This is a genomic window from Wolbachia endosymbiont (group B) of Horisme vitalbata (assembly GCF_964028625.1).
In the GTDB taxonomy this organism is placed as follows: domain Bacteria; phylum Pseudomonadota; class Alphaproteobacteria; order Rickettsiales; family Anaplasmataceae; genus Wolbachia.
The window spans coordinates 1,204,346-1,230,489 of record NZ_OZ034797.1 but is presented as its reverse complement, the minus strand read 5'-3'; the positions used below and the strand labels follow the sequence as shown (position 1 = coordinate 1,230,489).

Sequence of the window (26,144 nt, the reverse complement as noted above, 5' to 3'; positions counted from 1 at the left end):
TTATACCTACTGATTAATAATGTTAAGAATAAGTAAATCTTGTTTACTATTTGGATATATCAAAATGAAAAATGTTTGCATATTGTTAAAAAAGCAGTAACTTGTTATCAAGTGAATTCACTAATATTTGAGTAAAATTTAAATGTCAATCGACCTTAGTTTACCAGAGCTACCTGTATTACACCCAAGGATTACCGTTGTGGGAGTGGGTGGTGCTGGTGGAAATGCTGTGAACAACATGATTCAATCCAATTTGCAAGGAGTAAATTTTGTTGTAGCAAATACCGATGCTCAAGCGTTAGAGAAGTCATTATGTGATAAAAAAATTCAACTTGGTATTAACTTAACTAAGGGCCTTGGTGCTGGTGCTTTGCCTGATGTTGGTAAAGGTGCAGCAGAAGAATCAATTGATGAAATTATGGAGCATATAAAAGATAGCCATATGCTCTTTATCACAGCAGGGATGGGTGGTGGTACTGGAACAGGTGCTGCACCGGTAATTGCAAAAGCAGCCAGAGAAGCAAGAGCGGTAGTTAAAGATAAAGGAGCAAAAGAAAAAAAGATACTGACTGTTGGAGTTGTAACTAAGCCGTTCGGTTTTGAAGGTGTGCGACGTATGCGCATTGCAGAGCTTGGACTTGAAGAGTTGCAAAAATACGTAGATACACTTATTGTCATTCCCAATCAAAATTTATTTAGAATTGCTAACGAGAAAACTACATTTGCTGACGCATTTCAACTCGCCGATAATGTTCTGCATATTGGCATAAGAGGAGTAACTGATTTGATGATCATGCCAGGACTGATTAATCTTGATTTTGCTGATATAGAAACAGTAATGAGTGAGATGGGTAAAGCAATGATTGGTACTGGAGAGGCAGAAGGAGAAGATAGGGCAATTAGTGCTGCAGAGGCTGCAATATCTAATCCATTACTTGATAATGTATCAATGAAAGGTGCACAAGGAATATTGATTAATATTACTGGTGGTGGAGATATGACTTTATTTGAAGTTGATGCTGCAGCCAATAGAGTACGTGAAGAAGTGGATGAAAATGCAAATATAATATTTGGTGCCACTTTTGATCAGGCGATGGAGGGAAGAGTTAGAGTTTCTGTTCTTGCAACTGGCATTGATAGCTGTAACAACAATTCATCTGTTAATCAAAACAAGATCCCAGCAGAGGAAAAAAATTTTAAATGGCCTTATAATCAAATTCCAATATTAGAAACAAAAGAATATGCTTCAACTGAGCAAACAAATGAAAGAGTTAAGTGGGGTAGCAATGTTTATGATATACCAGCTTATTTAAGAAGAAAAAAATAATGCAATTTTGGCTACTCAAGTCAGAACCAAGTGAATACTCGTGGCAAAAAATGGGAAAGGAGCAGGTGACGCAGTGGAATGGTGTATGCAATTATCAAGCTCAAAATTACATGAGAGCTATGAAATTAGGCGATCTTGCATTTTTTTATCATACAGGTAAAGAGAGAGTTATACTTGGAATAGTTGAAGTATTAAAGGAGTATTATCATGTTTATAATTCCAAATTTGGACTAGTGAATGTAAAATTTTTGAAACCTTTAAGTAACCAAGTGACGTTAAACAGTATAAAACAAAACCCACTTTTGAAAAATATGGTTATATTAAAACAATCACGTTTATCAGTTTCTCCGGTTTTAGAGACTGAGTGGAATGAAATAATAAGGATGAGTGATGTGTAATACCTGTTGCCAAACAATATTACCTCAGCACACAACATACAGCTGTATGAGTGTTTGTTTCGAAGTAGCCGATTTTTCATCAAACACAAAGCAGTGCTTGACACTGGAATCCAGCTGTAATGCAACCACATTAAAAATGTTGTGTTTTAATATAGCTTTTATATTCACTCACCTAATGTCTAATCAGAATTCCTGGATCCCAGTGTCGGAGCACTGGGATGACATACTTCTAGTGTACAATATTCGTATAGTTGTGTGTATGATACGATGGTCTATAATTCTTCTTTTTTGGGTTCCAATGTCAAGTGATGGGATAATGTCCTTTCTGGTGCTTTATTCATGTTAGAAGTAAATATTCTTGATAAGAGGTGGCATAGTATTACGAAGGACCCACAGAGTTTTGTATTAAATATTATTAACGCTTCTCTAAAAGAATTAAAAATAGATCATTATAAACCAAATATATCAATAGCTCTCGCTGATGATAACTTGCTACATCAACTTAATCTTAAGTTTAGAGAAATAGATAAGCCAACTAATGTACTATCATTTCCATGCGAACAGTTATCTAGTGAATGTGATCTAGGAGACATAGCAATTGCAGTAGATACAATAGAAAGAGAGTCTCATGAGTACTGTATATCTATCCTCACTCACACTGCACACATGTTAGTTCATGGATTGCTGCATTTACTTGGCTATGATCATCAAAAAGAAGATGAAGAAATTATAATGAAAAGTTTAGAGAGCAAGATTTTAGCTTTGCTTGAATTTGAAAAGGAAAAGTATGGTAGATAATACCAAAATATGTTATTTACAAAAAAGGGGTTTTAGCTGTAAAAGGTAAGCAATATGGTTCAGTTTTCTTTACCAAAAAATTCTAAAGTTAATAAAAAGGGCAAGGTTTATCCTACTCCTACTGGAGCAAAAAATATTAGAAGATTTCAAATTTATCGTTGGTCTGCTGATGATGATAAAAATCCAAGAATAGACACATTTTTTATCGATATGGATAATTGTGGCCCTATGGTACTTGATGTATTAATAAAAATAAAGGATGAAATAGATTCAACCTTAACTTTTAGACGCTCTTGCAGAGAAGGAATATGCGGATCTTGTGCAATGAATATTGATGGTACCAACACTCTTGCATGCACTAAATCTATACATGATATAAAAGGTGAAGTAAAAATATATCCACTACCTCATATGTATATAGTAAAGGATCTAGTTCCAGATCTAAGCCAATTTTATGAGCAATACAAATCGATTAAACCTTGGTTACAAACAGATAAATCTGCCTTACAAAATAAAGAATACTTTCAATCTCCTGAAGATAGAAAAAAATTGGATGGTCTGTCTGATTGTATACTATGTGCTTGCTGTTCGACTGGTTGCCCAAGCTATTGGTGGAATGGTGATAAATTTTTAGGGCCAGCGGTATTACTGCAAGCTTATAGATGGATTGCTGACAGTCGTGATAATAAGAAAGAAGAAAGACTTGCTTCTTTAAACGACCCATTTAAGTTGTATCGTTGTCATACAATAATGAATTGTACAAAAACCTGCCCGAAAGGGCTTAACCCAGCAAAAGCGATAGCGAAAGTAAAACAGCTTATGGTAGAGAGAGAAGGAATTTGAGTGTTATTTCTGGCACTCTTCGTAAGAAAATAGTAGACCCTCTGAAGCATAGGGTATTGTTAATACTCTAAACGTTCTTCCATTCATGAAATGTATTGTTTCACCATATGATTCCAGTAATCTTTTAAACAATTCATGTCTTTGATTATTAATAGTTTGAAAATCCTTTTTTCCTAAAAGCTTTTTAGATTCAAATAGGTGAAGCATAATCTCGTGATAAGTTGGATAAGACTCCAAAAATTTTGGATCAAACTGAAAAGTTTTTATAAAAGCATTATTATAAAATTTTAGCTTTTGATTCTTACTATATATCGCTACAGCAATCGATAGCTTCTCAAGCAAACTTTCTTGTGCAGCTAAACAATTGCTTAGCTCAGTATGTAATTTTTTTTCATCACTAATATCTTTTCCATACATTACTATGCTATTAGAATTTTGCATTGGAACTTCAACAAAATTAAAAACCTTAGGTTCGTTCTTGTAAGTTATTACACACTCTCCTGGTTTTACGTTATAGGAGCCACTTGCAACAGTAAATTTTTTAGAGCTGCCTATATATTTATCATAAAATAAGTTATAAAACCTTACTTTTTTATTCTTATTGTACTTCAGTATTGGAAATGGTAAAGAGTCAAAAATTTTTTTATAGTTCTCCAATTCTCGCATAAGCTTACTATTTTCTAACTCAAGTTCATTAGCTTTTATCTTATAATCGGAGATATTCCTTATCCATAACAACACACCAATCACATTATTAGAATAATCTATTATGCTTTTACCATAACATGTGCAATAAACCTCACTGTCTTTTGACTTTAAATCTAGAGTAAAAGATTTATTTATTTCCTTTGCCTCAGCAAAACTTTTAATTAAGCTTTCTGATTGCTCAAAAAAATTTACAAACTCATTAAATGAATAAAAAACAGTATTAAGCAAAATTAGTAAATTGGGAGAAAATTTTTCTATACGTTTTTTTGCGTCCCAAATATAAAATCCATCATTCACAGTATCTATTAAATTATTTATGATAACATTTTGATGTTGTAAGTCCTTAATTTTATTACTAATTTTTAATTTAGAATATGAGAAAAAGAAGAATACTAGAATTAGTAGTAAAACTATTTCATACAAAAAAAACATAGTATTCTAAAACAAATATAAAAATTTGTAACCTCTCAGCAAAGAGATTGTACTGAAGAGGTATATAAGTGAAGATTGCCCAATACCCTAAAGCCTAATCTCTTATAAAGGTTTACAGAAGGTTTCATGCAATGTGCTACTATGTATTTGCACTCAAATTGCCTAGCTATCTTTATTCTTTCTAGAACCATTTGAGTTCCTATTCCACGACCCCTGTAAATTGGTAAAACTCCATCGCTATAAAAACCAGCTATGCTGTCTTGAATATAAAGACCGCATGTTCCAACAATTTCGTTATTTAGCATTACAAGAAAAAATCTTAACCTTGAGCTCTTATCATCATAATTCGATAATTGGCGAAAAAATGTGCTAACAATACTAATTCTATGATAAAAAATTTTAGAAGTGTGTAAATCTAATTGCTCTAAGAGCTCACTACTATTTACAACATTGAACTTCAAATTTGGAACAGCATCATCAGGCAAAAAATAATCTTTTATATTGAGTAAAACTTTTTTTGGTGTGCTAACGTGTTTTATTTCGCATTTTTCTAAAATACCCCCTATTTTTATACGTGGACTTATTATCCATGTTGCTTCTATATTTCGTGCTTTGAGATAATCTAGAGTTCTGCATATGGAAAGCTCAGTACATTGATCTTCACAAAACACAAAATTAAATAACGATTCTCTGGTACCATTTACTGTAAATATAACATTATCAAATTCGTCATGTATTTCCCACTTGGACAAATTCGTTGCATAAAGTATATAATCCTTTAGGTTCTGAATAATTAAGCTTGAATAACAAATTTTTTTATTCTGCATAAACCAACAATAAACAATAAAAGGCTCCTATAAAAACAAAGGCTAAAATTGCAGCTACAACATCATCTAGCATAATACCTAAAGGACCTTTTGTATTTTTATCAATCAAATTTATAGGCCACACTTTTATTATATCAAAAAACCTAAAGGAGAAAAAGCACACCAACAATACAGAGCTATTCATTTCTTGTTCTAATAATATTGAAACTAGAAGTACTGTCAGCAATTGACCAACTACTTCATCAATTACTACCTCTTTTGGATCATGCGGAGCTTTGTAATGTTGTATATAATTGCCTGTAGACCATAATCCAACTAAGAATAAAAAAAAAATAATTGCTGTACCTAAAATTCTGTCATTGAGTAATATAGGAACAATTGGGTAAGCAGCCAAGCTGCCTATAGTACCTGGCATGTGTTTTACCGTGCCAGATAGCCACCATGTTGATATTAATTTATATAAAAATTTCACAATATACCGAAATATAAAACTAATTTACAAGAACAGAAATAGTATCTTCTATAGAAGTATTTTCATATAGCAATCTATAGATCGCTTCACATATGGGCATTTTTATCTTTAGCTTTTCTGCTAAATCAAATGCAGACTTAGCAGTGTTAAAACCTTCAATTACCGACTTACCTTCTGATAAAATCTGCTGAGCACTAGAACCATTACTATTAGCTACTTTAGATCCAAAAGATAGATTTCTTGAATTTAATGATGTGCATGTCACAACCAAATCGCCTAAGCATGCTGGTCCAAGTAGTGTATTTATATCTACATTGCCGTCACCAACTTTTGCTGAGTATAAAGCCTTAATTTCACTCATACTTTTCGTAATTAATGCTGCATGAGCATTAAACCCAAACCTACCTAGAACAACCCCACATGCTATAGCAAAAACATTCTTTAACGCTGCACAAACTTGTATTCCTATAACATCGCTACTAAGGTACAATTTAATATTTTCTTGCTGTAGCTCTGATACTAATTTTAAACCTAATACTTCATTTTGACATGCAAGAACCATCGAATATGGTAATTTTCTTGCAACTTCTATAGCAAAGCTAGGACCAGAAAAAACAGCAAGAGGATTATTAGGTAAAACTTCATTGACTACTTCACTAGGTAATTTTAATGTAGATTTTTCTATTCCCTTACAAGCCAAAATTATTGCCACATTTTTTTTTAGGTTACAATCATTCAATTGATGACATATCTCCCTTAGAGACTGAGTAGGAACAGCTAGAATTATTACTGAAGCATTAACTGCATCTTCAATAGCTAATTTTACTGATATATTATCAGAAATTGGACAATCAGGTAGCTTGTCACTTTCTCTTTTCTCTTTAATTGATTCAAATATGGCCTTATTGCGAGTCCACAAAATTACATTTTTCTTACTACTTAATGAAATCGCAATTGCTGTACCCCATGCGCCAGCACCTAAAACTGATATTACCACTCAATATTCCTGAAAGTATTACTTATAATTTAAAACTGTAGAATAAGTAAATTAAAAATATAACATAAAAGTATAAAATAGTTTAAATATCTATTAACCTAAGTATTCTTTTAATAAAAATAGCTTCTATTCAATATTTACTAAAAATAGTATTATTATAGTATATCTATTGTATTTTAGATCTATTTGTATAATTTTGGAACGACACATTAACTATTAATTAATAAGTGTAATTTCTATTATTCATTAATAAAAATTTGATTTGTTACTTTCCTTGGTTATATATATTACTAAAATTATAAATTATTTATGGGGTGTAAAATATGCGTATATTATTAATTGAAGATGATCAAGTAAGTGCAAGGACTGTAGTTAATGCCTTAACTTCTGATGGACATTTTTGCGACGTTGTTACTTCTGCACAAGATTATAACAATAATATGGTTTCCTCGGGTGGAGACTGTTACGATCTAGTTATTCTAGATATACACCTGCCTGGTGATATTGATGGATATGATATACTGTTAAGATTAAGAAGTGCAAAAATCAAAGTTCCTGTTTTAATACTTTCGTGTATCTCCGCTGCCAACCATAAAGCTAAAGGACTTGGGTATGGTGCCGACGATTACTTAACCAAGCCATTTCACAAGAGCGAATTATTAGCTCGAATTAAGGCCATAGTCCGACGTACTAAAGGCCATCCCGAATCAGTGATAAAGATTGGTAATATGAATATCAATTTTGATCACAGGATTGTTGAGGTAAAAGGCAAAACAGTTCACCTTACTAACAAAGAGTATTCCATGATAGAATTGCTGGCATTGCGTAAAGGAGCAGTGTTGACAAAAGAAATGTTTTTAAACCATCTTTACAATGGCTTGGACGAACCTTCAGACAACAAAATAGTTGATGTTTTTATGTGTAAATTACGTAAAAAACTTGAAAGTGCAAATGATGGAATAAGCCACATAGAAACCGTTTGGGGTAGAGGATATGTTCTAAAAGAGTATGTTGACGATGAAGAATACTCTAGTGTTAATATAAGCGAAAGCAGTAGTGACTATCAAGCAGAACAAGTGAAGGACAACGCATGAAATGCTTTATTCACCCATTCATTGAAGCAACAAAATAGGTAGATGAAATAAGATAAAAACCAATCGTAAAAGTGAGGTAACATGGTTAGTCTTTTAGAACTTTACAAAGACTTGCAGCAAAAAATAGAAAAGTTGGAAGCTAAGCTAAAAAGTTATAGGTAAGAAAATAAGGTTTTAGAGATAGAGAATGACGAGTTAAAGGAAAAGCTCGGTTAAAATTCAAGCTTTGTTAAGTTCAAAAGGAAATAAAAAAAGAGATAAGCCAAGAAGTAAAAGGAATATAGGTGGTCAAATTGAGCGTACAGGATATGTGAAATGTTTGATACATTTACATAGTATGGCTGACATTCATGCATTGCCTAGGTGAAATATAAGCCGAGTTCTGTTTATGTAGCTATTTATCTGGAGTAAATGTTACCATTTACTTCATGCGATTTACCCGAGTAGATATGAGAAAAACATAAAATCTACTTCTATTTAATCTTGCTCCTAGTGTTGGTTACTTGACTACCAATGTTGCCATTGTTATGGTGCGCTCTTACCACACCTTTTCACCCTTACCTAATAATATTTTAGGCGGTAATTTTCTGTAGCCCTATAACTGGAGTTACCTCCGGCGGGCGTTACCCGTCACTACCTTTTCTTGGAGCTCGGACTTTCCTCTGCTGTGTTTATCACACAACAGCAGCTACTTATTTCACCTAGAAATTATACTTTAACATTAAAATCACAAAAGCAAAAGAAAATTTCCTAACAGTCTACATACTAAAAACATTCAGACAAATAGCTAAAGGTGATATTCCGGTACATCATCGCTATCCCAAGATAAGCTTTTTTCACTTTTAGACTCTAGCTCAGTCAGTCAAGATCCTGGTCCACCGCTTGAAGACGATGAGCTACTTCTTGACCGACTACTACTCTCCACCGATATACTGTTTAGCACTGTTTCAGATTGATCCATAGTTCGCATAGATATATGTCTCATTCTGTTATTAGCGATAAAAATTTCTTCATCGCTATTGCCACTTGAAGATGATCGCCTTCTATCATTGAAATTAGTTAGTTCTAACACAGGAGCAGCATTACGACCCTTAACATATTTGTATGCTATGAATCCTATAATTCCAGCAATACTTATTATCGCTCCAACCAAAGACCCACCTATCATTCCTGCCCTATTAGACTCTATAGCAAGCTGAGTGGGCTGTGGTGAAGGAGTAGTTTGAGGAAGTAAAGTTGTAGTGAACAGAGGAATTGTTACCTTTGTTCCAGTATTTGATATAGTGGACACTGTTTGTATAGTTTTCTCTGAGTTTGTTGTTGGCGCATTAGTTGGCATTGTAGTAATCATAGTTGCTTGTGAAGTCGCAATAGTTTCAGCTACTGTTGTTGGTTCTGATGACGTACTCATCTTAGTTGTTAATTCTGTTAAAGGCTTACTCATCGTAGTACTGCTTGCTGTAAAAGTTGACTCAACAGTCGCTGCTGTAGATTTTACAGTACTTGTCTCAGAACCTGTCTTGAAAGGTAATGAAGAAAAGAGTATGATGAGGTAAGCAAAAAATAGGAGGGTAAGTTGTATCCAAGTGATATAAGTGACAAGGAATGGGAAATTTTAGAGCCCTATGTTGCACAAGGAGCGATAGGACGACCAAGAAAACATAACATAAGAACAATTATTAATGCAATAAGGTACATAATGAGGGGTGGTTGCCAGTGGAGAATGCTACCAAAAGATTTTCCTCCATGGAAAACGGTGTATGACTATTTTCTCAGGTGGCGTAATAATGGAAAATTGAAAAAAATACATGACATGCTAGTAAAAGAGGTAAGAAAAATGGTTGGCAAAAATGAAACACCTTCAGTAGGTATAATTGACAGTCAATCAGTGAAAACGACTCAAAAAGGGGATCAAGAGGATATGATGCCGGTAAAAAAATAAAGGGTAGAAAACGTCATATTATTGTAGATACACTAGGTCTTGTAATTACTGCAGAAGTACACAGCGCAAGCATTCAGGACCGTGATGGTGCTACCAATCTTTTTGTTCAAGCTAAATGCAAAGCTCCAACATTACGTAGGTTTTTTGCTGATCAAGGGTATAAAGGTAAATTACAAAATCGATGTTTGTTGGAAACTGGATGTTTGCTAACGATTACCAAGAAATTGGTTGATACAGGATTTCAAGTTATTCCTAAACGTTGGATTGTAGAACGAACCTTTGCCTGGCTTTCCAATTTTAGACGCATGAGCAAGGATTACGAACATTCTCCTCTTACTTCAAAAAACAATATCTTATTTAATATGATTACTTCTATGCTTACTAAATTAGCCAATTAACTCCTTTCAAGACAGGTTCTTAGTTTTCTGTAAAAATTGTTGGAGTGTTGAAGTATCACGACTATTAATAATATGAAATAACTTTTGAATTAACTTCTCCTGATTCTTTGTTAATTCTGATCTATTCGCTTTAATAACCCATTCTTTTTCTAATAAGCTCCAATTACTTGTATTATCCATTAAGTTCATATTAATCCAAAATAAACTTTGTTTAATGAGTTCGTAGTAGTCATCTTTACTACTTGTTGGTAATTGAGTTATTTCTAATTCCTGGTCATCTGTGCTTGGCCATCTTTGCCCAGTGCTTGGTTTCCATTTCGGTTCCTGCTCATTTGTTTGATCACTTTGCCGATTGGTAAGTTTTATAATATGTTCTACAAATTCTTTAGTCTCAACCACAGCTACCCCCTAATTCTAAATATAGGATGTATTATGTATAATATATAATATTGGTCAAGCTAATTTCAACATAATATTTTTACTGCTCATATTTTTGTTAAGTTTTTATGGTGAGTACTACTACTAGGTTAAAAGTTGTTTATGACTCCAAGTTTTAGCCAGTTTTACTATAGATCAACAAATTTGAGAAGCACTAGCGATATTTAATATATAGGAATATGATGCTTTAAAGGAGTGCAAAAACTGCTGAAGCTTATACAGTAACCTGCGGAGCCACTTCAGCAGAATAAACAAACACATGCCAGTATTAGTAGAGAATTATTTATAAGTCAACTAACTTTTTAAAAAATATTTTAGTGAAGATACCATGCTAGCTAAAGAATTGAATTATTGACTCTTCCTAAGATTGCAAAAAAGGTCGTATATTTGTGAGAACAAGCCGCGTAAAAATAAGGTTATAAAAATAGAAGATTTAAATTATTTCAATAAGCTTAGGCAAAATAGTTCGTATGTAGATATGGATGAAATGGGCTAATGTAGCTAGTTTTAGCGTATAGTTAAATTGTTATATTAAAAAGTTCGTATGGTACATATGGTAGACCAATTCATTCCAAAACAAACTCTTCTCACACTGCTGATTTTGAGCGCCGGAAATGGTTATATTATTTAAATTTATTAACACTATATACTGTAAAGTTAACGGCTGCTCATTTAAGATTTTCCTTCAAATAACTTGATATGTAAGTTTTTTTTACACTCCCTTCACAACCGGTTACCTCTGCCTGCCACTTTTACCTTTGCTAAGATCAGAGATATTACTAGCTTTAGGATCTTCTAAGGTAGATTGTGGGTTACCAAAATTGCCTATATCACTAACAGTAAGTGACATAGGTGGTCCTTTCCCTCCTTGTGGTTGCTGGTGCCATACCCCATGCGTTGGATATTGGCGCTCTAAAAAACTTAATAGTAATTGACGAATTTCATTTAGCCTTTGACATGATATAACAACCCTTCTATTGAGTAAATGCTCCTCCTCAGGAAATTGGTGAATATTATCAATGTTTTGAAATTCTCTTGAGATTGCTCTTCTCCGCTCTTGAAAGTATTGTCCATTTCTAAGATTGTCTGGATCAACTATATTATCCAGGCCTGGAACATTTAACGTAAGAAGATCACGCATTTCATCTAACACACCTCTACCTTGTTCTCCAAGATCACCATTTCGTTGTAAAGCTTGACTAATATCTCTGGCGTTTTCTAATGCCCAGATACCGCAATTATGGCCATCTCTCTGCTGTACTAACGCATTGTCTTGCTGGTCAGCAAGAACATTATGGACTGGAACAGGAGCACCATTTACTATAAGATTGTTTAGCTTATCCGGAACGTTACCACCAATTGAACTAGCATAATACCCATAATACTTCCTATTTTGAAAGGCAATAGTTAATGTAGCCCAATGGCTGCCATCTATATTAACAATCAAATTTGATATCAATATTTCATTGTTTTGCATTTCTTTATTGCTAATATGATTTTGCAACTTTTGCAAATGATCATTTACCCACCCTATAGGTAGTGTGGCAAAGAGCACATTATTATGCAGAACAGGCTGTAAGTTATATAGTGTTGTCCTTGCAGCAGAACGTATATCCCTTTCTTGAAGCCAATAATGATAGTAACGATTATCTGTTGCAAAGTCTAGTGTGAGTATATCATGCACATTTTCTATCGAATTAAGACCCATTATATTATCTTGAATATGCAGATTTACTAGGGGTAAAATATCATCTTCTAGCCTTACAATTCTTTCTGTCCTTCCACCGGGTCCTGAAGCACGACTGGAGTCAAGTTTATTTCTATGTGAAAATATAAGGTCCTCTGCTCCCTGTGCACCTCTATTAAATACAGCATAAGATACAATCATACTTCCACAAGTAGAAAGTAACCTACGTTCTTTCACTTCATTCGTAAATTTACGCATCTTCTGTTTTGCATTACTTTTCTGTTGTGCTACTACGCTTTGATCATTAGCAAATCCTAATATAAATCCAATTGAGTGAACATCTGAATCATTCTCTGTAGGTTGCCTTGATACTAGGAGATCTAATCTATGCTCTGCAACTCTTGTATTTACTCGCTCCACTATTTTTCCTACCATTCTTATATCGGAAATACATATTTGACTTATCTTGTACCTAGAAACTACTTTACAAATATCGTCACAATTATAAAACACACCATACAATATAGACCGAAACTTGTCCTCGCTATCTACATCTATTATTGCATTACCATTCATATTTTCTGGCATTAATACTGCAGAAATGTTTCTAAGTAATTCTTGATACTGAGCTTTATCTCGCCAGCCATCATTTAAAACTTGATCTAAGGCATTATACACATTTCCAGCATTAGGGACTTTCACAAGATTACCACCAATAAAATTATTTGCATTATTATTTTGGTAATTGTGATATAAACCAAGGTTACCTGTATGAATATTAAAGTAAAGTTGATTATTAAGTGTGTATGAAACTTCCCATACATGAACATTATTCCCATTCATATTAAGATCTTGTAAATTGATTGCTCCTTGTTGTCGTGCATCGTGAGCTCTAATATGAAGTATAACTATATCAGAACCTTCAGCATGAAAGACCATAGTTAAACATCTTAAACCCTCATCACCATGTCTAAATGTATACTTTGTTACAGGTGCTTCCCCTCCCCCTTCGAGTTGTAAATGGTGCCTATCAAAAACACTATTTCCAGAAGCGAACCCAATTATGCAATCAAATATTCTATTATAATTCTCTGCATTTCTTGGTATTTCAGCAGGAAGATGTTCAAGTAAGAAATCTCTAACATTTTCTCTAATGCCTTCATTCTCTACACACTCAAATAATCTTTGTACTAAAGGAAATTTATCCTGTTGAAGTTCTACTGTATCAACACTAAAAGGATCTAGATTTACATTAAAATTCAATCCAACACAAACAGTATGCTTTGATGTAGGTATAAATGAAGAATCGTATAACCTTTCAGCGTAGCCTATGGCACGGTTTAATGCAACATCTGACGGTGCCTTACATCTAGTAATATTAAAAATAAAAATATTTTTTCTCTCTGCTTGATGATGTACAAGAAAAGCAACGTGTGAATTTCCAATAGACAATTCAAGGTCGATATCTATTTTGTAGCGATGACTAAAATTTACTAAAAAACCTAATAAAAACCCGTGACTCTCAAATTTTTGATTGCGATTTTTAATATTATTTTTTAGCGCTTGTCTGTAATTACCATAGATGTGAGTGATGTATGGCAAAACTTCCTCGCGCATTCTACGTTCTACATTTTGTTTTTGGTTGTTTGCTAGTATTTCCATAAAGTTGTCAGTCCCTTGTTGACTTTGTACTACCTGTGCAAAATTGACTGATCTATCAAGTTGTCTGAGCTGATTTTGATTAAGTTGTATTCCTGCTATTTCCTTAACTGTCAACACACTGCGTGGCACACGCACATTAATCTCCCTAAGCCTATTACGTTCTATATGCCTCAGAAGGCTAACCTCAGACGCTGAATATTTAGCAAATCTATCTCTTTCACTAATCACCCCGAATACTTTTGCAATTGCCTTTCCCTGACTCTTGCCCTTTCCATGCATGTATACTTTGTATTGCTCAAAAATTAAGTCTTTTTTCCTTAAATTTGGATTTTGCTGTCTAATCTCTTGCACTAGAGCATTTCTCTCCCTTGTACTGAACCTTAACCCATCACTATTAGGACGATCAGAAATACTGTAACATCTGACAACTTGCTGTCCGTCACGATAAACAGCGACTTTTAGGTTCCCTGTATTTCTATTTCTACCACCTGTATCAATACCATGATTATCAAAACGAAAATACACTCTCTCATTTGCTTTTAAGATATTAGCATCATGTGCAGTAGCAAACATACTAAAAAAGAATACAGGAAGGAAACGACCTGAACCCACATGATGCGAGAAAGATGAACAACGATCTAAAAAAGATTCAAATTCTTGTCTAAAAGCTTCAAGATTTCCATCAACTAAACTTCTAATTAAAGACACAAAACATCTCCCTATTTGCTACAACGAGAAAAATCACTTACACCAATGGGTGAACTACTTAATTAACACTCAGCGTAAAGGCCCTTTTCCTCTTACGAGAACCAGAAGAAATCACACCAGGAAATTCAAGCTCGGGCTCTGGCTCATTACCGAGAGTATTAAATAAACCATACGCGTCAAGTTAAGAGATTGTGAGCAAATTTAGAGAAGTTAAGGTGGATACTCTAGTTTTTCTGTACTTGTCTTTTAATGAAAACTGCGACCAAGTTATGGTAAGCTTTTTGAGAAAAATATTTAAGCCTTTAATTTTATTATTTAGTGCTAAAAATAACTCTCTAACCCGTCTTTTTAGCTCAATAAATGCCTTTGTTAAGCTAAGCTCCGTATTTTTTTTCAGTTCTGTGCAACCCACTATTCCATGAAATATAAGAATTGCACACAATTTGGCATATAGCTCACATAATACTCTGTATGGCTTTCCTCTCAGCTTATCAAGCCTTATATTACTCTTATATAATTTGAACAATAATTCAATTTGCCATCTTATTCGGTAAACTACTAGTATTTGCTCAGCATTAATCTTACTTTTTGGAACATTAGTTATAAATATCGACCAATTTAGTAACTTTTGGTTCCTTTGAGAAGATGTGTATCCATGTGATCTTGCTAACCTATTAGCCTTTCTTCTTCTAGCCATAGCTTGTTCTTCAGTTAGTTTTTTAAATATAATTCTTACTTTAACCCTTGTCTCTTTTCCTAACAATACCTCCTGTTCTAGAAAAGATCGATCTCCCAAATGTTCTAGTAAATCTATTTTTTGACCTGTCTCTATATCATATATGTTAGTATCGGATTTATAACGACTTATGAAATAAGCTCCTATTTCATTGATTTGTTTAAAAGAACTTGGCACAAAATAACCCAAATCAGATATTAGTAAATCGTTGTTCGATATATTGCTTAAATGGCTTCTATAACCCTGATCTGACCTTATTCCCTCAGTTATATTAAGCTGGTCTAATGTCTGGTTTAGGTAGTCAAAAACTAATTGTAACTTTATTCCAGACTTAGTATTGCTTTCATAACCACTGTAGCTGGTACCATAACCTTTATACATTTCTTCCATACTGTTAGGTAAGCTAATGTAGCTGCTGTCTAATAATTTAACACCTCCAAAGTGCTTCAAGATTCTGCAATCAACTTGTAAGGTATTTTTAAGTAACGTTAAAGATTCATTATACATTCTTTTCATAAATTCCACTGCTTCCTTGGTAAATCTAAAGTCCAGACCTTGTTTTGTTATATTTATCGAGTCTTCATTCAATAATTGACACACTGTCTCTATACTACAATTATCAACCCCTATATTACCCAAAACGATGGCTTTTATGAACGACGAGCCTTTTAGCTTCCTCTTTCTTTTTATGAACCCTGTTGTAGCTGAGATTTTATCTGCTTTTTCATTAAAAAATTCTTTGAGCTTTTTTGAGATGCAAACTATTCTTTTCATTGTATAAGTTCTCCGTTTTCTTTGTTAGATTTAAGAGAACTTATATCTTTTTTTTCTCTTCCTTACACTAAGTTTATTACCACAGTTCCTTAACTTGACGCGTATGATTAAATAAACTGTGTCAAACCGCATTTTTAGCTCAACTCAATTTTCAATCTGTTGGGAAAGAAAATGTCGAGCTGAGATATAGTCAATGCCCAATCATGTACAGGCATAGTCCATTTCTCCTCCGCTTTCTTTATAGCACAATATACCTGTTTATACAAGGCATTTATGCTAGTAAATGAGCCCTTGGTTTTGGTGAATTTCCTAATTTGCCTATGTAGCCCCTCTATGGGATTAGTAGTATAGATTATCCTCCTAACTGGGTCGGAATACTTAAAATAACCAGATAGGTTTTCCCAATTATTCTGCCAAGATTTTATAACCATAGGGTACTTTGTGCCCCATTTTTCATCTAATTCCAACAGATAATTCTCGGCAATTTCCTTACTTGAAGCTTGATACACCTTCTTTAAATCACTCAAAAAACTCTTTGCATCTTTACTAGCTACATACTTCAGTGAGTTACGTATCTGATGCACTATACACACCTGCACTTCTGCATAGCACTGATAGGCATGTAAATCACAGTGAATTTACGCAGCTAATTTAAATTCAGCCATACCTATATCAGTAAATTTGTTCAATAAGTAGCACTTAATTAACAGCTCTTTTTCACGATTTACCTCTGATTTATTTTTCAAGCCAAACCCAAATATTTGCTTCAACCTATAGAAAAAGACTTCAATATAAGACCGTGCTCCATACTTAACTTTTTTCTTCCATTCATTAATACCATCTTCATAATTCTCATATGACCTAATTCTACTAATATACTTGTTTCTTTCTGATAAGTAGTCAGCTAAACAAATTTTAGTATCCTTCCTAGGGCGAATAATAGGCACAATATTGTATTTTCTGCATTCTTTATACACACTTTTTATATCATAAGCCGCATCTGCTCGAATAGAACAAATGTTATATTTATCACTGACTTCTTCTAACATATCGCAGACCGGCAAATAGTCTACAGCAACACCACTAGTGTAGTTCATGCTTATTGCTTTCTTATCATTTATGTTTAAAACAACATGTAATTTTCTTACTTGACCATAACCACTGTATTTTCTTTTTCGAATATTAAGCTTACTATGCCCACCGTTATTATTGTAGATACTAACTCTAGTGCTATCTACGGCAATTTCAACATTTTCCAGATCGTCTTTATTGCTTCTATGGTCATCAATCTTCAAATTAAGCTTTTTAAATCTTCTGGAAGCTTGTGTATAGCTGATAATCTTAAGTTTTTTGCCTATTTTACAAAACCTACAGCTTGTCTCAAGCCAATTCTAAAAAGATATGTGTATTAAAATTACAACTTTATCACTATAAGTGTTATTGCCACCTGCAACTTTTGGACTATTTTCATACCAATTTTCTATGGCTTGATTAACAAAATGAAAAACATTTCCTCTTTTTTTGAGAAACTCGTTATATTCTCTCCAATAACAAAAATTGGTAATCACTTCCTTTTTTTGTATTATATTTCTCCTTAAGCTATTAAAATAACTTTTTTATAATAAGTTTTGTCAGATGAAGTTTAGTGTTAGTATCCCCTTTGAAAAAGGAGAAGAAAAAAAGTTCCTGAAATATGTAAGTAGGCAGCAAGGTAAAGGTGAGTGTCAGTATTTAAAGGATAAAAAAGAAGAAAGCAATAACCCGATTAAACTTAGGATTGCAGAAGTTGCTGCGATTGAGGGTAAGTACAACCTTGGCGTGTACGCTCGGCAGTATATTAAAAAAGGTGATGTTATTGGTTATTACAAAGGGAAAAATGTTAAGTCTGGTGAAGTTGTTGATAGAAAATTTTTGATGATTATGAATAAAAATCAACAATTAGACGCAACGTGTATTTTTAACTGGACACGTTTCTTAAATCATTCAAGCTTTTCTTGTAACTGTTATTTTGCAGAAAGCAATGATGGTAGGGCTATTCAAGTGCTAAAAAATATTAAAGAAGGTGAGCAGCTGCTCATTGACTACGGTGGTTCTTACGTATTTGACATCAATATCGTTTATTTACATCCAACTGATAATGATCTTTCATATGAGGAAAAAGTGGCTGCTAATAAGGGATATGAACTATTGAAGATAACGAAAGACACAGTTCCATTAAGCAGTATGAAGAAAATTTTCGACTTCGATGATTGTGATGAGATTTATTTAATCAAATTGCATAAACAAGTGCTTTTCCCAAAACTTCAAACTGAATTCAATAAAGGCGAAGTAAACGAAGAAGAGGTTGATTTGCCATGTTATTTTTTAAAAAATAAGAAATATTCTTCCATTCAACAACAAGTTACACCTTTAATGTTTGCTTGCTATAAAGGACTTATAAAGGAGGTGAAGTACTTATTGAAACACAATGCTGATCCTTTACGCAATACGCTACATGGAGGGCATAACTCGCTGATTTTTACAATTTTAGGCACTGCAGAGAATAATACAAAAAAAGAAATTTTTAAACTTTTAACAGAAAAAGTGCTCTCTTCTACACCTCGAGGTTATAAACATCTAATTGAGGAAGAAACAGACTCTCAAGGTCTGAGCATATTTGATTACATTTGTAAGAGCGATCTCTTAACCATTATTACTGATCCTCAAGATAAAAATTCTGCAAACAAAATTTTACTTAATCTTCAAACAAAAATTTTAAATGGCAATTTTCCAAATAAGTTTTCGAAAAATGTTGTAAAGCAAATAGATCTTAAGAAGCTCAGTTTTGAGTTGCCTTGTGTTAATTTCTACGATAAAAATTTCAATAGTAAAAATAAACGTATAAAAGAAGAAAATAATCGAAAAGCAACTTTAACCGCAAGTGAAATAAAAAGAGAACATTATAAATATGTTAAGGCTGAGGTTGATGTAATTCAAGCTGAGGAGATTGAAGGCTTGCTGAGGAAATGTGAATATAAACTTAATCATAATGAAATAATTGAGATGTATAAGCAAGTCTTTGCTCACTGTGCATGTTACTTAGATGCTGTGGACAGCTTAAAATATAAAAACAAAGTCGATAATTTATTAAATTTTTTTCAGAACAAGATTTCCTGGAAAGAGAAGCTATTGATATTCAGTTACGCTCTTCAGAATCTTAGTTATTGGCATGGACGTGACTATGATGGGGAGCCATGGAATTCCATTCAAGCCTTCAAATACCTAAAAGATAAGCTTGATACAGATGAATATTGTGCTATACGAGATAAGATGTCTGTTAAAAAGAAGGAAGAGTTTGATAGTATGATGGGTCATTTTACCGATGTTAATATTGATCCTGCTATCATAAAAAAACTTTACAAATAGTTAATAGTGTGTACTAATGGCAGTATGTGTTTTTTGAGATCTGTATCATGAAAGCGTGTATAGTAAGTTCTATAAAGTCCAATCTTGAAAATGGTAAATATTCAGATGCTTGTTCAGATTTTTACAGCGAAGGGTATGACAACGAAGTGGACTTTTTATGTTATATTTTAAGAGAAAAAAGACTTGATTGCTTTTTAGAACCCTTGTTACTCTTTTACAAGCGAGATCTTCCAAGAATTCTCAAAGTAGCAGATAAAAAAAATGGTGAACATTTTGTGTGCGTTGCATACAGAGAAAGAAAGTTGCATAGGGTTCTCGAGGCGATCAAGCTTGAGGTGGGGTCCTGTTACCTAAGGAGAGAAAGTTGCCTTTCCCCCCTCGGCTTCAAAACCGGACTTAACAGTTTCCCGTTATCCTTCATGGCTTTGTTGCATAGCTAGTGTTGGTTGAGGTTATTGTAAAAAGAAAAGCTTTTTAATATATGGCTACTAACGCATTTTGTTGTAAAACAGGCATTTTTCAAACAAGTACAACTTATGCCACAAAAAATGAGAGTAAGTAACCAAAGAGAATATAACGAGTTTCTCAAAAAAAGAGGAAATGTTTTTCATTTTGTTAATCAAGCCATAGAAAATTGGTATGAAAATAGTCCAAAAGTTGCAGGTGGCAATAACACTTATAGTGATAAAGTTGTAATTTTAATACACATATCTTTTTAGAATTGGCTTGAGACAAGCTGTAGGTTTTGTAAAAGGTTATATGGTACAAATAGGCAAAAAACTTAAGATTATCAGCTATACACAAGCTTCCAGAAGATTTAAAAAGCTTAATTTGAAGATTGATGACCATAGAAGCAATAAAGACGATCTGGAAAATGTTGAAATTGCCGTAGATAGCACTAGAGTTAGTATCTACAATAATAACGGTGGGCATAGTAAGCTTAATATTCGAAAAAGAAAATACAGTGGTTATGGTCAAGTAAGAAAATTACATGTTGTTTTAAACATAAATGATAAGAAAGCAATAAGCATGAACTACACTAGTGGTGTTGCTGTAGACTATTTGCCGGTCTGCGATATGTTAGAAGAAGTCAGTGATAAATATAACATTTGTTCTATTCGAGCAGATGCGGCTTATGATATAAAAAGTGTGTATAAAGAATGCAGAAAATACAATATTGTGCCTATTATTCGCCCTAGGAAGGATACTAAAATTTGTTTAGCTGACTACTTATCAGAAAGAAACAAGTATATTAGTAGAATTAGGTCATATGAGAATTATGAAGATGGTATTAATGAATGGAAGAAAAAAGTTAAGTATGGAGCACGGTCTTATATTGAAGTCTTTTTCTATAGGTTGAAGCAAATATTTGGGTTTGGCTTGAAAAATAAATCAGAGGTAAATCGTGAAAAAGAGCTGTTAATTAAGTGCTACTTATTGAACAAATTTACTGATATAGGTATGGCTAAATTTAAATTAGCTGCGTGAATTCACTGTGATTTACATGCCTATCAGTGCTATGCAACAAAGCCATACTGGATCTCGCCTCTTCATAGATAATAGCAGAATGTTTCTTACATATTGATCACTTATCGGATTACCTTGACTTTCCATAAGATGGTACAAGCCTCCACCTTCTAGGTGGAGAAACTTTAGTTTGTCAATGTCATAACTGTACTTTATAAAGTATAGTTATGACGGAATATGACAAAGGAAAACACACTGTATTTTATCATAGGTACCATATAGTCTGGATTACAAAATATCGGTACAGAGTATTAACTAAGGCTATGAAGGAGAGAATACGAACAATCATAGCAGAAGTATCTGAAGAAATGGAGATTAAGATAGAAAACGGAGTAATATCATCAGATCATTTACATTTATTCGTAGTAATACCTCCTCATATAGCTGTGAGTGATTTTGTTCAAAGAGCCAAAGGCAGGTCTTCACGCAAAGTTCAACAAGAATTTCCAGAGCTAAATAAAATGTACTGGGGAAAGCGTTTTTGGGGAAGAGGATACTTTAGTGCTACCAGCGGACATATCACAGATAAAGTCATTAATGAGTACATCAATAAACATACAGATGCACATCAGCCTCATTCTATATCTAGTATAAGATTGGAGTAGCTTTAGCTTCTCACCGCGCTTCCAGCGCTATATCCAACCTTTCGGCTCTCAGCCGATAGTGGTTGAGTATCTATCTCTTCTGGAGTAAATTGACCCTTAGAGAATGCAAGCTGTTTATTGAAAAAATCACCTATCTTATCCATTATACAATACCTAGATGCCATATCATACCTTGGCAGTGGGTTATCTATTCCACCTATTTTCTCTTCAGTCAATTTCTGACCTAAAAAAACATTATTTAACCTTGTATCCGACCAACAATTTTCATCTTGGAATATATTGTACAAAAACTGCAGCTTATCATCCTTAAAGAATTGCACATACTCCATATAGTTTTCTACCCATCTCTTGATAGCTAATTTCTTTTCAGCAACATTTGGATCTGTACGTTGAATAGAATCTTGCAATTTTTCAAGTACTCTAGCATGACGATCTGTCCATCTTGGCATTCTACCTCCTATATAAAAATATTTACTGCATTATGCAAAAGTTAGAATCAAATATCAACAATAAAATTATCAAGGATAAAAAAATTTTATGAAAAACATTTTCTATATTTAGGCATTCTATGTTTGACTGATACGTAGAATTAGTGAGAGAATCAAATAGGCCAGTAGCAAGAATAGTGGAAGAGTTAGATATAGGCTTTAATATATTAGACTAATGGATAAGGGCTCTAAAGGAGTTACAATACTTAGGCTTTTTCCTTAAGTTTTGAAATTTCAACTTTAGGAAGACCGGTAGATTCAGCTATTAAGTCAACAGATACACCTGCTTTAAGTAGGTTTTTTGCAACTTCAATTTCTCTTTCTTTTCTGCCTTTTTCCTGGCCGATTTGGATGCCTCTTTCTTCTCCAACCCTAAGACCTTCATCAAATTTTTGAGCTAAAGCAGCTATTTCATCCATTATACGTTTTTTCATTTGTTCATATGCTAGTAATTCTTCTTCTGACCAGTTAAACTTATTCATCTCTTCATAAGCTCGTTTTATTATTACATCACTACCAACTATCTTATCTAGATCCTCTTCCCTTGTTTCTCCTGCATATCGAAAAAAATAACACCATTTCTCTACTATATTTTCTAGTTGATCTTCCTTTGTTTTTGTAAATTTTGGTAATTCTATGAATACGAAGTAAAAATCCTTTAAGTCATGTTCAAAGCTATTTTGATCTAAAATGACATGATTAGATTTGTACTCAGCTTTGTCTGGAAAAATAATACAATCAGCAACAGCAATAAAGATAATTTCCTTGAGGTTATGATAGTCATCACCTTGATCAGCTTGACTTGAATAGGCTTTAGCAGCATAATATTGAGCACGCTTTTCGAAGCCCTTGGTCTTAGTGAACTGGTCAGGTAAGGAAGCAGTATTACTACTACCCCCTCCCTTAGAAACGCAGCATGCAGGTTTCCCCACACTACGCTTGAGCCCCTTATCTAAGTTCTTCTTTTCTAGAACCGGCTTGTCCTTCATGATTCCTCAGGAAACATCATTCTTAATGGTGACACCAACAGTAGAGAACCTTCTCTTGAGAAAGAGCTTGCTAACATTCTTGTTCGTTTCACTCTCTCATCAAAATACTTTTTCCATTTTAAGTCAAGGGGATTTGCATCCGCTCTGATTTTAACATGTCGTCTGATAGGTATATCAATCAGCTTAAGCAGTCTTAAATACCGTATCTCTTTTGGTTTGTTCTTGCATATGGGTGCAGCAAAAACCCATTGGCGTTGACCCATTACTTTGAAGTAACGATTCTTTATCCAACGTAATCCTTTACGAGGATGTCTTTTCTTTGCCCATTTCCATAAACTATGCCAAATTTCATTGTCGATCTTTCTAAACGCTTTTTTAGCACACACATGGTGATAGTAATTTCCCCATCCTCTCAGTAGAGAGTTGAGTGACTTAATTACTATAGCCTGAGTGTTCGCTATATTTGCTTTTATCAATGTACGTGCTTTATTAAGAAGTCTTTTAATACTTTCTTTCGAAGGTTTAATAATTAACTTCTTATTATATCTACGTACATTACAACCAAGAAAGTCAAACCCTGTTGTGATAGATGTAATCTTTGTCTTCTCTTCTGACAGAATTAAACCTCGCTCATGAAGAAAAGATGATACTAAAGGCTTAACTTCCTTTTCCAGTACTTCATGTGTGAAACCTGAAATAATAAAGTCGTCTGCGTATCTGATTACATTCACTCCACTTCTGATTTTGTTTCTTTTTCTACTGCCGAGTTTACCAAATCGACTTTCCAATAACTTTTCAAGTCCGTTTAAGGCTAAATTGGCTAGTATTGGAGAAATTATACCACCTTGCGGGGTACCTGCAGTTGTGGGATACAGAGTTTTTGATTCTAGGAAGCCAGCTTTTAACCAACTATGCAGAATTTTTTTCTCCATAGGAATATGCTTCATAAGCCATTCATGATTAATGTTGTCAAAGCATCCTTTGATATCACCTTCAAGTATCCATTGTAGTTGATTACGACTTGCCAGTAACAAATGACAAGCTACTGTAGCATCTGCACAGGATCTTTTAGGTCTAAAGCCATAGGAGTGACGATCACTGATCGTTTCAGCTATCGGTTCCAGAGCAAACAGATATAATGCTTGCATGGCTCTATCTTTTATCGTGGGTATTCCAAGAGGTCTTCTTTTGCCATTAGATTTACTGATATAAATCCGTTTTAGCGGAGAAGGTTTATATCCTCTTTGCTTTAACTGCTTTATTCCTTGAAATTTAGCATTGCAAGTTGACCATAGTTGACGATCTACACCTGCTGTGGTTTTTCCTTGGTTTTCAGTTACTCTCTTAACAGCCAAAGCTTTTCCGCTAAAAGAGCGTGTGAGAAGATGTTGTAAAGCTTTTACCTTACCCCATCTTCCTTCTTGGACAGCCTTAACAATACGTCTTTGTAGCCTCACAATAACTTTCTGGCATTTCTTCCATGGCAATTGCTTCCATGCTTCAAAGCTTTCGGTAGATGCACTTACGGGTTTACTTGTAATCATCTGCTTTCCTACCTTAAGTGGTTAACAAAGTTTCTTGTCACGAGGGACCAAATGGAAGTCTGCTCGTTTTCACGCGAATTAATGTTACAAATTCTATCCATTTCGTTACAAAATGGCATTCGCTTTCTCCATTCTCCTTTACCTGCACTTCCATCAGCATTCCTTGCGGTTTGCTTGCCATGTAGGCGAAAATACAGGCTTACCCTGTTTCTCCAGTCATACAACAGTGGGTTAGGTGGCTTCTCTATACCGGTGGAGTTATTATTTGCGTACATCTAGAAATGAAAAATGTAACTTATCCACATTACCTTTTGGTCAGAGCTTATCAGCATCTTTAGCTCTTTCATCGTATCGGTACTTATAAAGCTTCACTTACGTTCACCATACCACTAGCCTAGCCCTCCAACCACATGATGCTTGCAGTTTATGCCCCTCTCACGATTGAGCATCTTCTTTTTCAAGAGGAGGTTCATTGTCCGCATCGCTTGGCACCAACCGGTTGCCCGATTCGCACTGATGCGTAGACTCAGACGGCAAAACATCTGGTTTAATAAGTTTTAGAATCCTTTCAGTTTCTTTCTGAATGAATTCCTCTCCTTTTAAACAATATGACCGAAGACTTTCAGGTCGCACCATCTCTATAATGTATCTTGAACCTTGAGAGTCCTTACAAAGAACATCGACAATACTTTGCTTTTTAGCGGCAATTTCAGGGTCCATAATGGTGCTAAGGAATTCAACTTCTTGTATAGTATTTATTTCAGTAAACCCCAAAATATCATTCAAAAAGTGAATAAGGATATTCTTATTTTTTTCAGTACCGAATATTTTCTTAAATGTTAAATCAAGCTTAGGATCTAAAAATTTTGAAAGAGCCATAGGGAATCGACTTAAAAAGCATTAATAATTATACACAATTGTGAAGAAATATTCAACGTTTTTGTGCTAAAGTCTATTAAAGTTAGCTAAATTTCAAGAGTTGGCAAAAAACTACCTTCATAGATGACCATAGAATGCTACTGCGCACCTTAGCTGTTTATTTTATCATCTTTTACAACTCCCTCCATAAACCCCAGCAAATGAATTCATGAGCTATAAAGAGCTTTAAAAACACTTATTTTGGGTGTGAGAGATTAACCTCCTAATAAAAATACAAGCCCAAAAGCTCAATTACGATTTACCTAATATCGTGAGATACCGTCTCGTCAGTCAACAAAAAAATTATAAAAATTGAACCTTAAGCTGTATTGTAAAATCACAAAATACTGCCAACTGTTTAGTGGTATAAAGATTATTATAGTTAATGTATATGTTGATAAGTAAATTAGTTTTATATATAAGACAG

25 protein-coding genes, 1 other RNA gene and 2 pseudogenes are annotated in these 26,144 nt (G+C 33.8%); 12 read left to right on the top strand and 16 right to left on the bottom strand.

Annotated elements, in window-relative coordinates; genetic code table 11:
• The first annotated feature begins 142 nt into the window (after positions 1 to 142).
• The 4 genes from ftsZ (at position 143) to ABWU56_RS05955 (ending at position 3,366) form a co-directional block, all read left to right on the top strand.
• Entirely contained in the window at positions 143 to 1,327 is a 1,185-nt protein-coding gene (ftsZ, locus tag ABWU56_RS05975) for a cell division protein FtsZ (RefSeq protein ID WP_010406864.1), read from the top strand.
• The gene (locus ABWU56_RS05970; protein ID WP_064085650.1) at positions 1,327 to 1,725 is read left to right on the top strand and encodes an EVE domain-containing protein; all 399 of its coding nucleotides are present in this window, start codon (positions 1,327 to 1,329) and stop codon (positions 1,723 to 1,725) included. The genes ftsZ and ABWU56_RS05970 overlap by 1 nt, the downstream gene beginning before the upstream one ends.
• Positions 1,726 to 2,064: 339 nt before the next feature.
• Positions 2,065 to 2,523 carry an rRNA maturation RNase YbeY gene (ybeY, locus tag ABWU56_RS05960; RefSeq protein ID WP_015587883.1) on the top strand — a complete coding sequence of 153 codons (459 nt, stop codon included), beginning with the start codon at positions 2,065 to 2,067 and terminating at the stop codon, positions 2,521 to 2,523.
• A gap of 54 nt (positions 2,524 to 2,577) precedes the next feature.
• Positions 2,578 to 3,366, top strand: coding sequence for a succinate dehydrogenase iron-sulfur subunit (locus ABWU56_RS05955; RefSeq protein ID WP_211908529.1), 789 nt, complete (start codon positions 2,578 to 2,580; stop codon positions 3,364 to 3,366).
• A 3-nt stretch (positions 3,367 to 3,369) separates the two neighbouring features.
• On the opposite strand, the gene ABWU56_RS05950 is transcribed toward ABWU56_RS05955, so the two are convergent.
• The 4 genes from ABWU56_RS05950 to ABWU56_RS05935 all read right to left on the bottom strand — a co-directional run bounded on the left by ABWU56_RS05950 (position 3,370) and on the right by ABWU56_RS05935 (position 6,802).
• The gene (locus ABWU56_RS05950; protein WP_052264787.1) at positions 3,370 to 4,506 is read right to left on the bottom strand and encodes a hypothetical protein; all 1,137 of its coding nucleotides are present in this window, start codon (positions 4,504 to 4,506) and stop codon (positions 3,370 to 3,372) included.
• Between the two features lie 35 nt (positions 4,507 to 4,541).
• A complete protein-coding gene (locus tag ABWU56_RS05945) occupies positions 4,542 to 5,333 on the bottom strand; it encodes a GNAT family N-acetyltransferase (protein ID WP_064085647.1) in 792 nt (263 codons plus the stop codon).
• On the bottom strand, positions 5,323 to 5,748 hold the full coding sequence (locus tag ABWU56_RS05940; protein ID WP_010406878.1) for a phosphatidylglycerophosphatase A: 426 nt from the start codon (positions 5,746 to 5,748) through the stop codon (positions 5,323 to 5,325). Before ABWU56_RS05940 ends, ABWU56_RS05945 begins: the two co-directional genes overlap by 11 nt.
• Positions 5,749 to 5,824: 76 nt before the next feature.
• Entirely contained in the window at positions 5,825 to 6,802 is a 978-nt protein-coding gene (locus ABWU56_RS05935) for an NAD(P)H-dependent glycerol-3-phosphate dehydrogenase (RefSeq protein WP_353281287.1), read from the bottom strand.
• 323 nt (positions 6,803 to 7,125) lie between these two features.
• On the opposite strand from ABWU56_RS05935, the gene ABWU56_RS05930 reads away from it, so the two are divergent.
• Complete coding sequence (locus ABWU56_RS05930; protein ID WP_010406882.1) at positions 7,126 to 7,896, top strand: response regulator transcription factor; 771 nt, start codon at positions 7,126 to 7,128, stop codon at positions 7,894 to 7,896.
• A gap of 355 nt (positions 7,897 to 8,251) precedes the next feature.
• Here the strand turns inward: ABWU56_RS05930 and rnpB are convergent.
• Both rnpB and ABWU56_RS05920 read right to left on the bottom strand, forming a co-directional pair.
• Positions 8,252 to 8,601: RNase P RNA component class A (rnpB, locus tag ABWU56_RS05925), an RNA gene on the bottom strand.
• A 157-nt stretch (positions 8,602 to 8,758) separates the two neighbouring features.
• Positions 8,759 to 9,187 carry a hypothetical protein gene (locus tag ABWU56_RS05920; RefSeq protein ID WP_353281285.1) on the bottom strand — a complete coding sequence of 143 codons (429 nt, stop codon included), beginning with the start codon at positions 9,185 to 9,187 and terminating at the stop codon, positions 8,759 to 8,761.
• On the opposite strand from ABWU56_RS05920, the gene ABWU56_RS05915 reads away from it, so the two are divergent.
• Entirely contained in the window at positions 9,180 to 9,452 is a 273-nt protein-coding gene (locus ABWU56_RS05915) for a hypothetical protein (RefSeq protein ID WP_353281284.1), read from the top strand. The two genes, ABWU56_RS05920 and ABWU56_RS05915, sit on opposite strands and share 8 nt — an antisense overlap.
• A 20-nt stretch (positions 9,453 to 9,472) precedes the next feature.
• A protein-coding gene (locus ABWU56_RS05910; RefSeq protein ID WP_353281091.1) for an IS5 family transposase occupies positions 9,473 to 10,236 on the top strand; the annotation gives its coding sequence in 2 pieces (ribosomal slippage) (positions 9,473 to 9,827 and positions 9,827 to 10,236; 765 coding nt in all).
• Positions 10,237 to 10,242: 6 nt separating this feature from the next.
• Here ABWU56_RS05910 and ABWU56_RS05905 read toward each other — a convergent pair.
• The 6 genes and pseudogenes from ABWU56_RS05905 to ABWU56_RS05880 form a co-directional block, all read right to left on the bottom strand.
• Positions 10,243 to 10,635, bottom strand: coding sequence for a hypothetical protein (locus tag ABWU56_RS05905; protein WP_353281282.1), 393 nt, complete (start codon positions 10,633 to 10,635; stop codon positions 10,243 to 10,245).
• A gap of 772 nt (positions 10,636 to 11,407) precedes the next feature.
• On the bottom strand, positions 11,408 to 14,731 hold the full coding sequence (locus ABWU56_RS05900; RefSeq protein WP_353281281.1) for a cytoplasmic incompatibility factor CifB: 3,324 nt from the start codon (positions 14,729 to 14,731) through the stop codon (positions 11,408 to 11,410).
• Between the two features lie 181 nt (positions 14,732 to 14,912).
• Positions 14,913 to 16,241, bottom strand: a complete 1,329-nt coding sequence (locus ABWU56_RS05895) for an IS4-like element ISWosp7 family transposase (protein ID WP_353281094.1) — start codon at positions 16,239 to 16,241, stop codon at positions 14,913 to 14,915.
• 134 nt (positions 16,242 to 16,375) lie between these two features.
• Positions 16,376 to 16,846: pseudogene (locus tag ABWU56_RS05890) on the bottom strand (transposase); the annotation flags it as partial.
• Positions 16,847 to 16,879: 33 nt separating this feature from the next.
• On the bottom strand, positions 16,880 to 17,536 hold the full coding sequence (locus ABWU56_RS05885; protein ID WP_353281280.1) for a transposase: 657 nt from the start codon (positions 17,534 to 17,536) through the stop codon (positions 16,880 to 16,882).
• Positions 17,537 to 17,632: 96 nt separating this feature from the next.
• Positions 17,633 to 17,809, bottom strand: coding sequence for a hypothetical protein (locus ABWU56_RS05880; protein ID WP_230609065.1), 177 nt, complete (start codon positions 17,807 to 17,809; stop codon positions 17,633 to 17,635).
• Positions 17,810 to 17,876: 67 nt separating this feature from the next.
• Here ABWU56_RS05880 and ABWU56_RS05875 point away from each other — a divergent pair, with 67 nt between their 5' ends.
• From ABWU56_RS05875 to tnpA, 5 genes are all read left to right on the top strand, one after another.
• On the top strand, positions 17,877 to 19,646 hold the full coding sequence (locus tag ABWU56_RS05875; RefSeq protein WP_353281278.1) for an SET domain-containing protein: 1,770 nt from the start codon (positions 17,877 to 17,879) through the stop codon (positions 19,644 to 19,646).
• A gap of 47 nt (positions 19,647 to 19,693) precedes the next feature.
• Positions 19,694 to 20,086: a hypothetical protein gene (locus ABWU56_RS05870; protein ID WP_230609060.1), complete on the top strand. Its 393-nt coding sequence runs from the start codon at positions 19,694 to 19,696 to the stop codon at positions 20,084 to 20,086.
• A 96-nt stretch (positions 20,087 to 20,182) separates the two neighbouring features.
• Complete coding sequence (locus ABWU56_RS05865; RefSeq protein WP_230609058.1) at positions 20,183 to 20,365, top strand: hypothetical protein; 183 nt, start codon at positions 20,183 to 20,185, stop codon at positions 20,363 to 20,365.
• Positions 20,366 to 20,405: 40 nt separating this feature from the next.
• Positions 20,406 to 21,134: a transposase gene (locus tag ABWU56_RS05860; protein WP_230609056.1), complete on the top strand. Its 729-nt coding sequence runs from the start codon at positions 20,406 to 20,408 to the stop codon at positions 21,132 to 21,134.
• A gap of 206 nt (positions 21,135 to 21,340) precedes the next feature.
• Complete coding sequence (tnpA, locus tag ABWU56_RS05855) at positions 21,341 to 21,778, top strand: IS200/IS605 family transposase (protein WP_230609054.1); 438 nt, start codon at positions 21,341 to 21,343, stop codon at positions 21,776 to 21,778.
• A 2-nt stretch (positions 21,779 to 21,780) separates the two neighbouring features.
• Here the strand turns inward: tnpA and ABWU56_RS05850 are convergent, their stop codons facing one another.
• From ABWU56_RS05850 to ABWU56_RS05835, 4 genes and pseudogenes are all read right to left on the bottom strand, one after another.
• Positions 21,781 to 22,227, bottom strand: coding sequence for a hypothetical protein (locus ABWU56_RS05850; RefSeq protein ID WP_304956781.1), 447 nt, complete (start codon positions 22,225 to 22,227; stop codon positions 21,781 to 21,783).
• 245 nt (positions 22,228 to 22,472) lie between these two features.
• Positions 22,473 to 23,255 (bottom strand): Rpn family recombination-promoting nuclease/putative transposase, encoded by a 783-nt coding sequence (locus ABWU56_RS05845; protein ID WP_230609053.1) that lies wholly within the window; start codon positions 23,253 to 23,255, stop codon positions 22,473 to 22,475.
• Positions 23,252 to 24,799 carry a group II intron reverse transcriptase/maturase gene (gene ltrA / locus ABWU56_RS05840; protein ID WP_149168704.1) on the bottom strand — a complete coding sequence of 516 codons (1,548 nt, stop codon included), beginning with the start codon at positions 24,797 to 24,799 and terminating at the stop codon, positions 23,252 to 23,254. The genes ABWU56_RS05845 and ltrA overlap by 4 nt, the downstream gene beginning before the upstream one ends.
• A 633-nt stretch (positions 24,800 to 25,432) precedes the next feature.
• A pseudogene (locus ABWU56_RS05835) lies at positions 25,433 to 25,678 on the bottom strand (PD-(D/E)XK nuclease family transposase); the annotation flags it as partial.
• Positions 25,679 to 26,144: the final 466 nt, after the last annotated feature.

Coding starts and splice junctions, on each gene's coding strand:
- ABWU56_RS05970 (WP_064085650.1), top strand. CDS start 1,327: ATGCAATTTTGGCTACTCAAGTCAGAACCAAGTGAATACTCGTGGCAA.
- ABWU56_RS05845 (WP_230609053.1), bottom strand. CDS start 23,255: ATGAAGGACAAGCCGGTTCTAGAAAAGAAGAACTTAGATAAGGGGCTC.
- ABWU56_RS05865 (WP_230609058.1), top strand. CDS start 20,183: ATGCCACAAAAAATGAGAGTAAGTAACCAAAGAGAATATAACGAGTTT.
- ABWU56_RS05875 (WP_353281278.1), top strand. CDS start 17,877: ATGAAGTTTAGTGTTAGTATCCCCTTTGAAAAAGGAGAAGAAAAAAAG.
- ABWU56_RS05940 (WP_010406878.1), bottom strand. CDS start 5,748: ATGCCAGGTACTATAGGCAGCTTGGCTGCTTACCCAATTGTTCCTATA.
- tnpA (WP_230609054.1), top strand. CDS start 21,341: ATGACGGAATATGACAAAGGAAAACACACTGTATTTTATCATAGGTAC.
- ABWU56_RS05870 (WP_230609060.1), top strand. CDS start 19,694: ATGAAAGCGTGTATAGTAAGTTCTATAAAGTCCAATCTTGAAAATGGT.
- ABWU56_RS05860 (WP_230609056.1), top strand. CDS start 20,406: ATGGTACAAATAGGCAAAAAACTTAAGATTATCAGCTATACACAAGCT.
- ltrA (WP_149168704.1), bottom strand. CDS start 24,799: ATGATTACAAGTAAACCCGTAAGTGCATCTACCGAAAGCTTTGAAGCA.
- ftsZ (WP_010406864.1), top strand. CDS start 143: ATGTCAATCGACCTTAGTTTACCAGAGCTACCTGTATTACACCCAAGG.
- ABWU56_RS05930 (WP_010406882.1), top strand. CDS start 7,126: ATGCGTATATTATTAATTGAAGATGATCAAGTAAGTGCAAGGACTGTA.
- ABWU56_RS05945 (WP_064085647.1), bottom strand. CDS start 5,333: ATGCAGAATAAAAAAATTTGTTATTCAAGCTTAATTATTCAGAACCTA.
- ybeY (WP_015587883.1), top strand. CDS start 2,065: ATGTTAGAAGTAAATATTCTTGATAAGAGGTGGCATAGTATTACGAAG.
- ABWU56_RS05895 (WP_353281094.1), bottom strand. CDS start 16,241: ATGAAAAGAATAGTTTGCATCTCAAAAAAGCTCAAAGAATTTTTTAAT.
- ABWU56_RS05850 (WP_304956781.1), bottom strand. CDS start 22,227: ATGCCAAGATGGACAGATCGTCATGCTAGAGTACTTGAAAAATTGCAA.
- ABWU56_RS05955 (WP_211908529.1), top strand. CDS start 2,578: ATGGTTCAGTTTTCTTTACCAAAAAATTCTAAAGTTAATAAAAAGGGC.
- ABWU56_RS05950 (WP_052264787.1), bottom strand. CDS start 4,506: ATGTTTTTTTTGTATGAAATAGTTTTACTACTAATTCTAGTATTCTTC.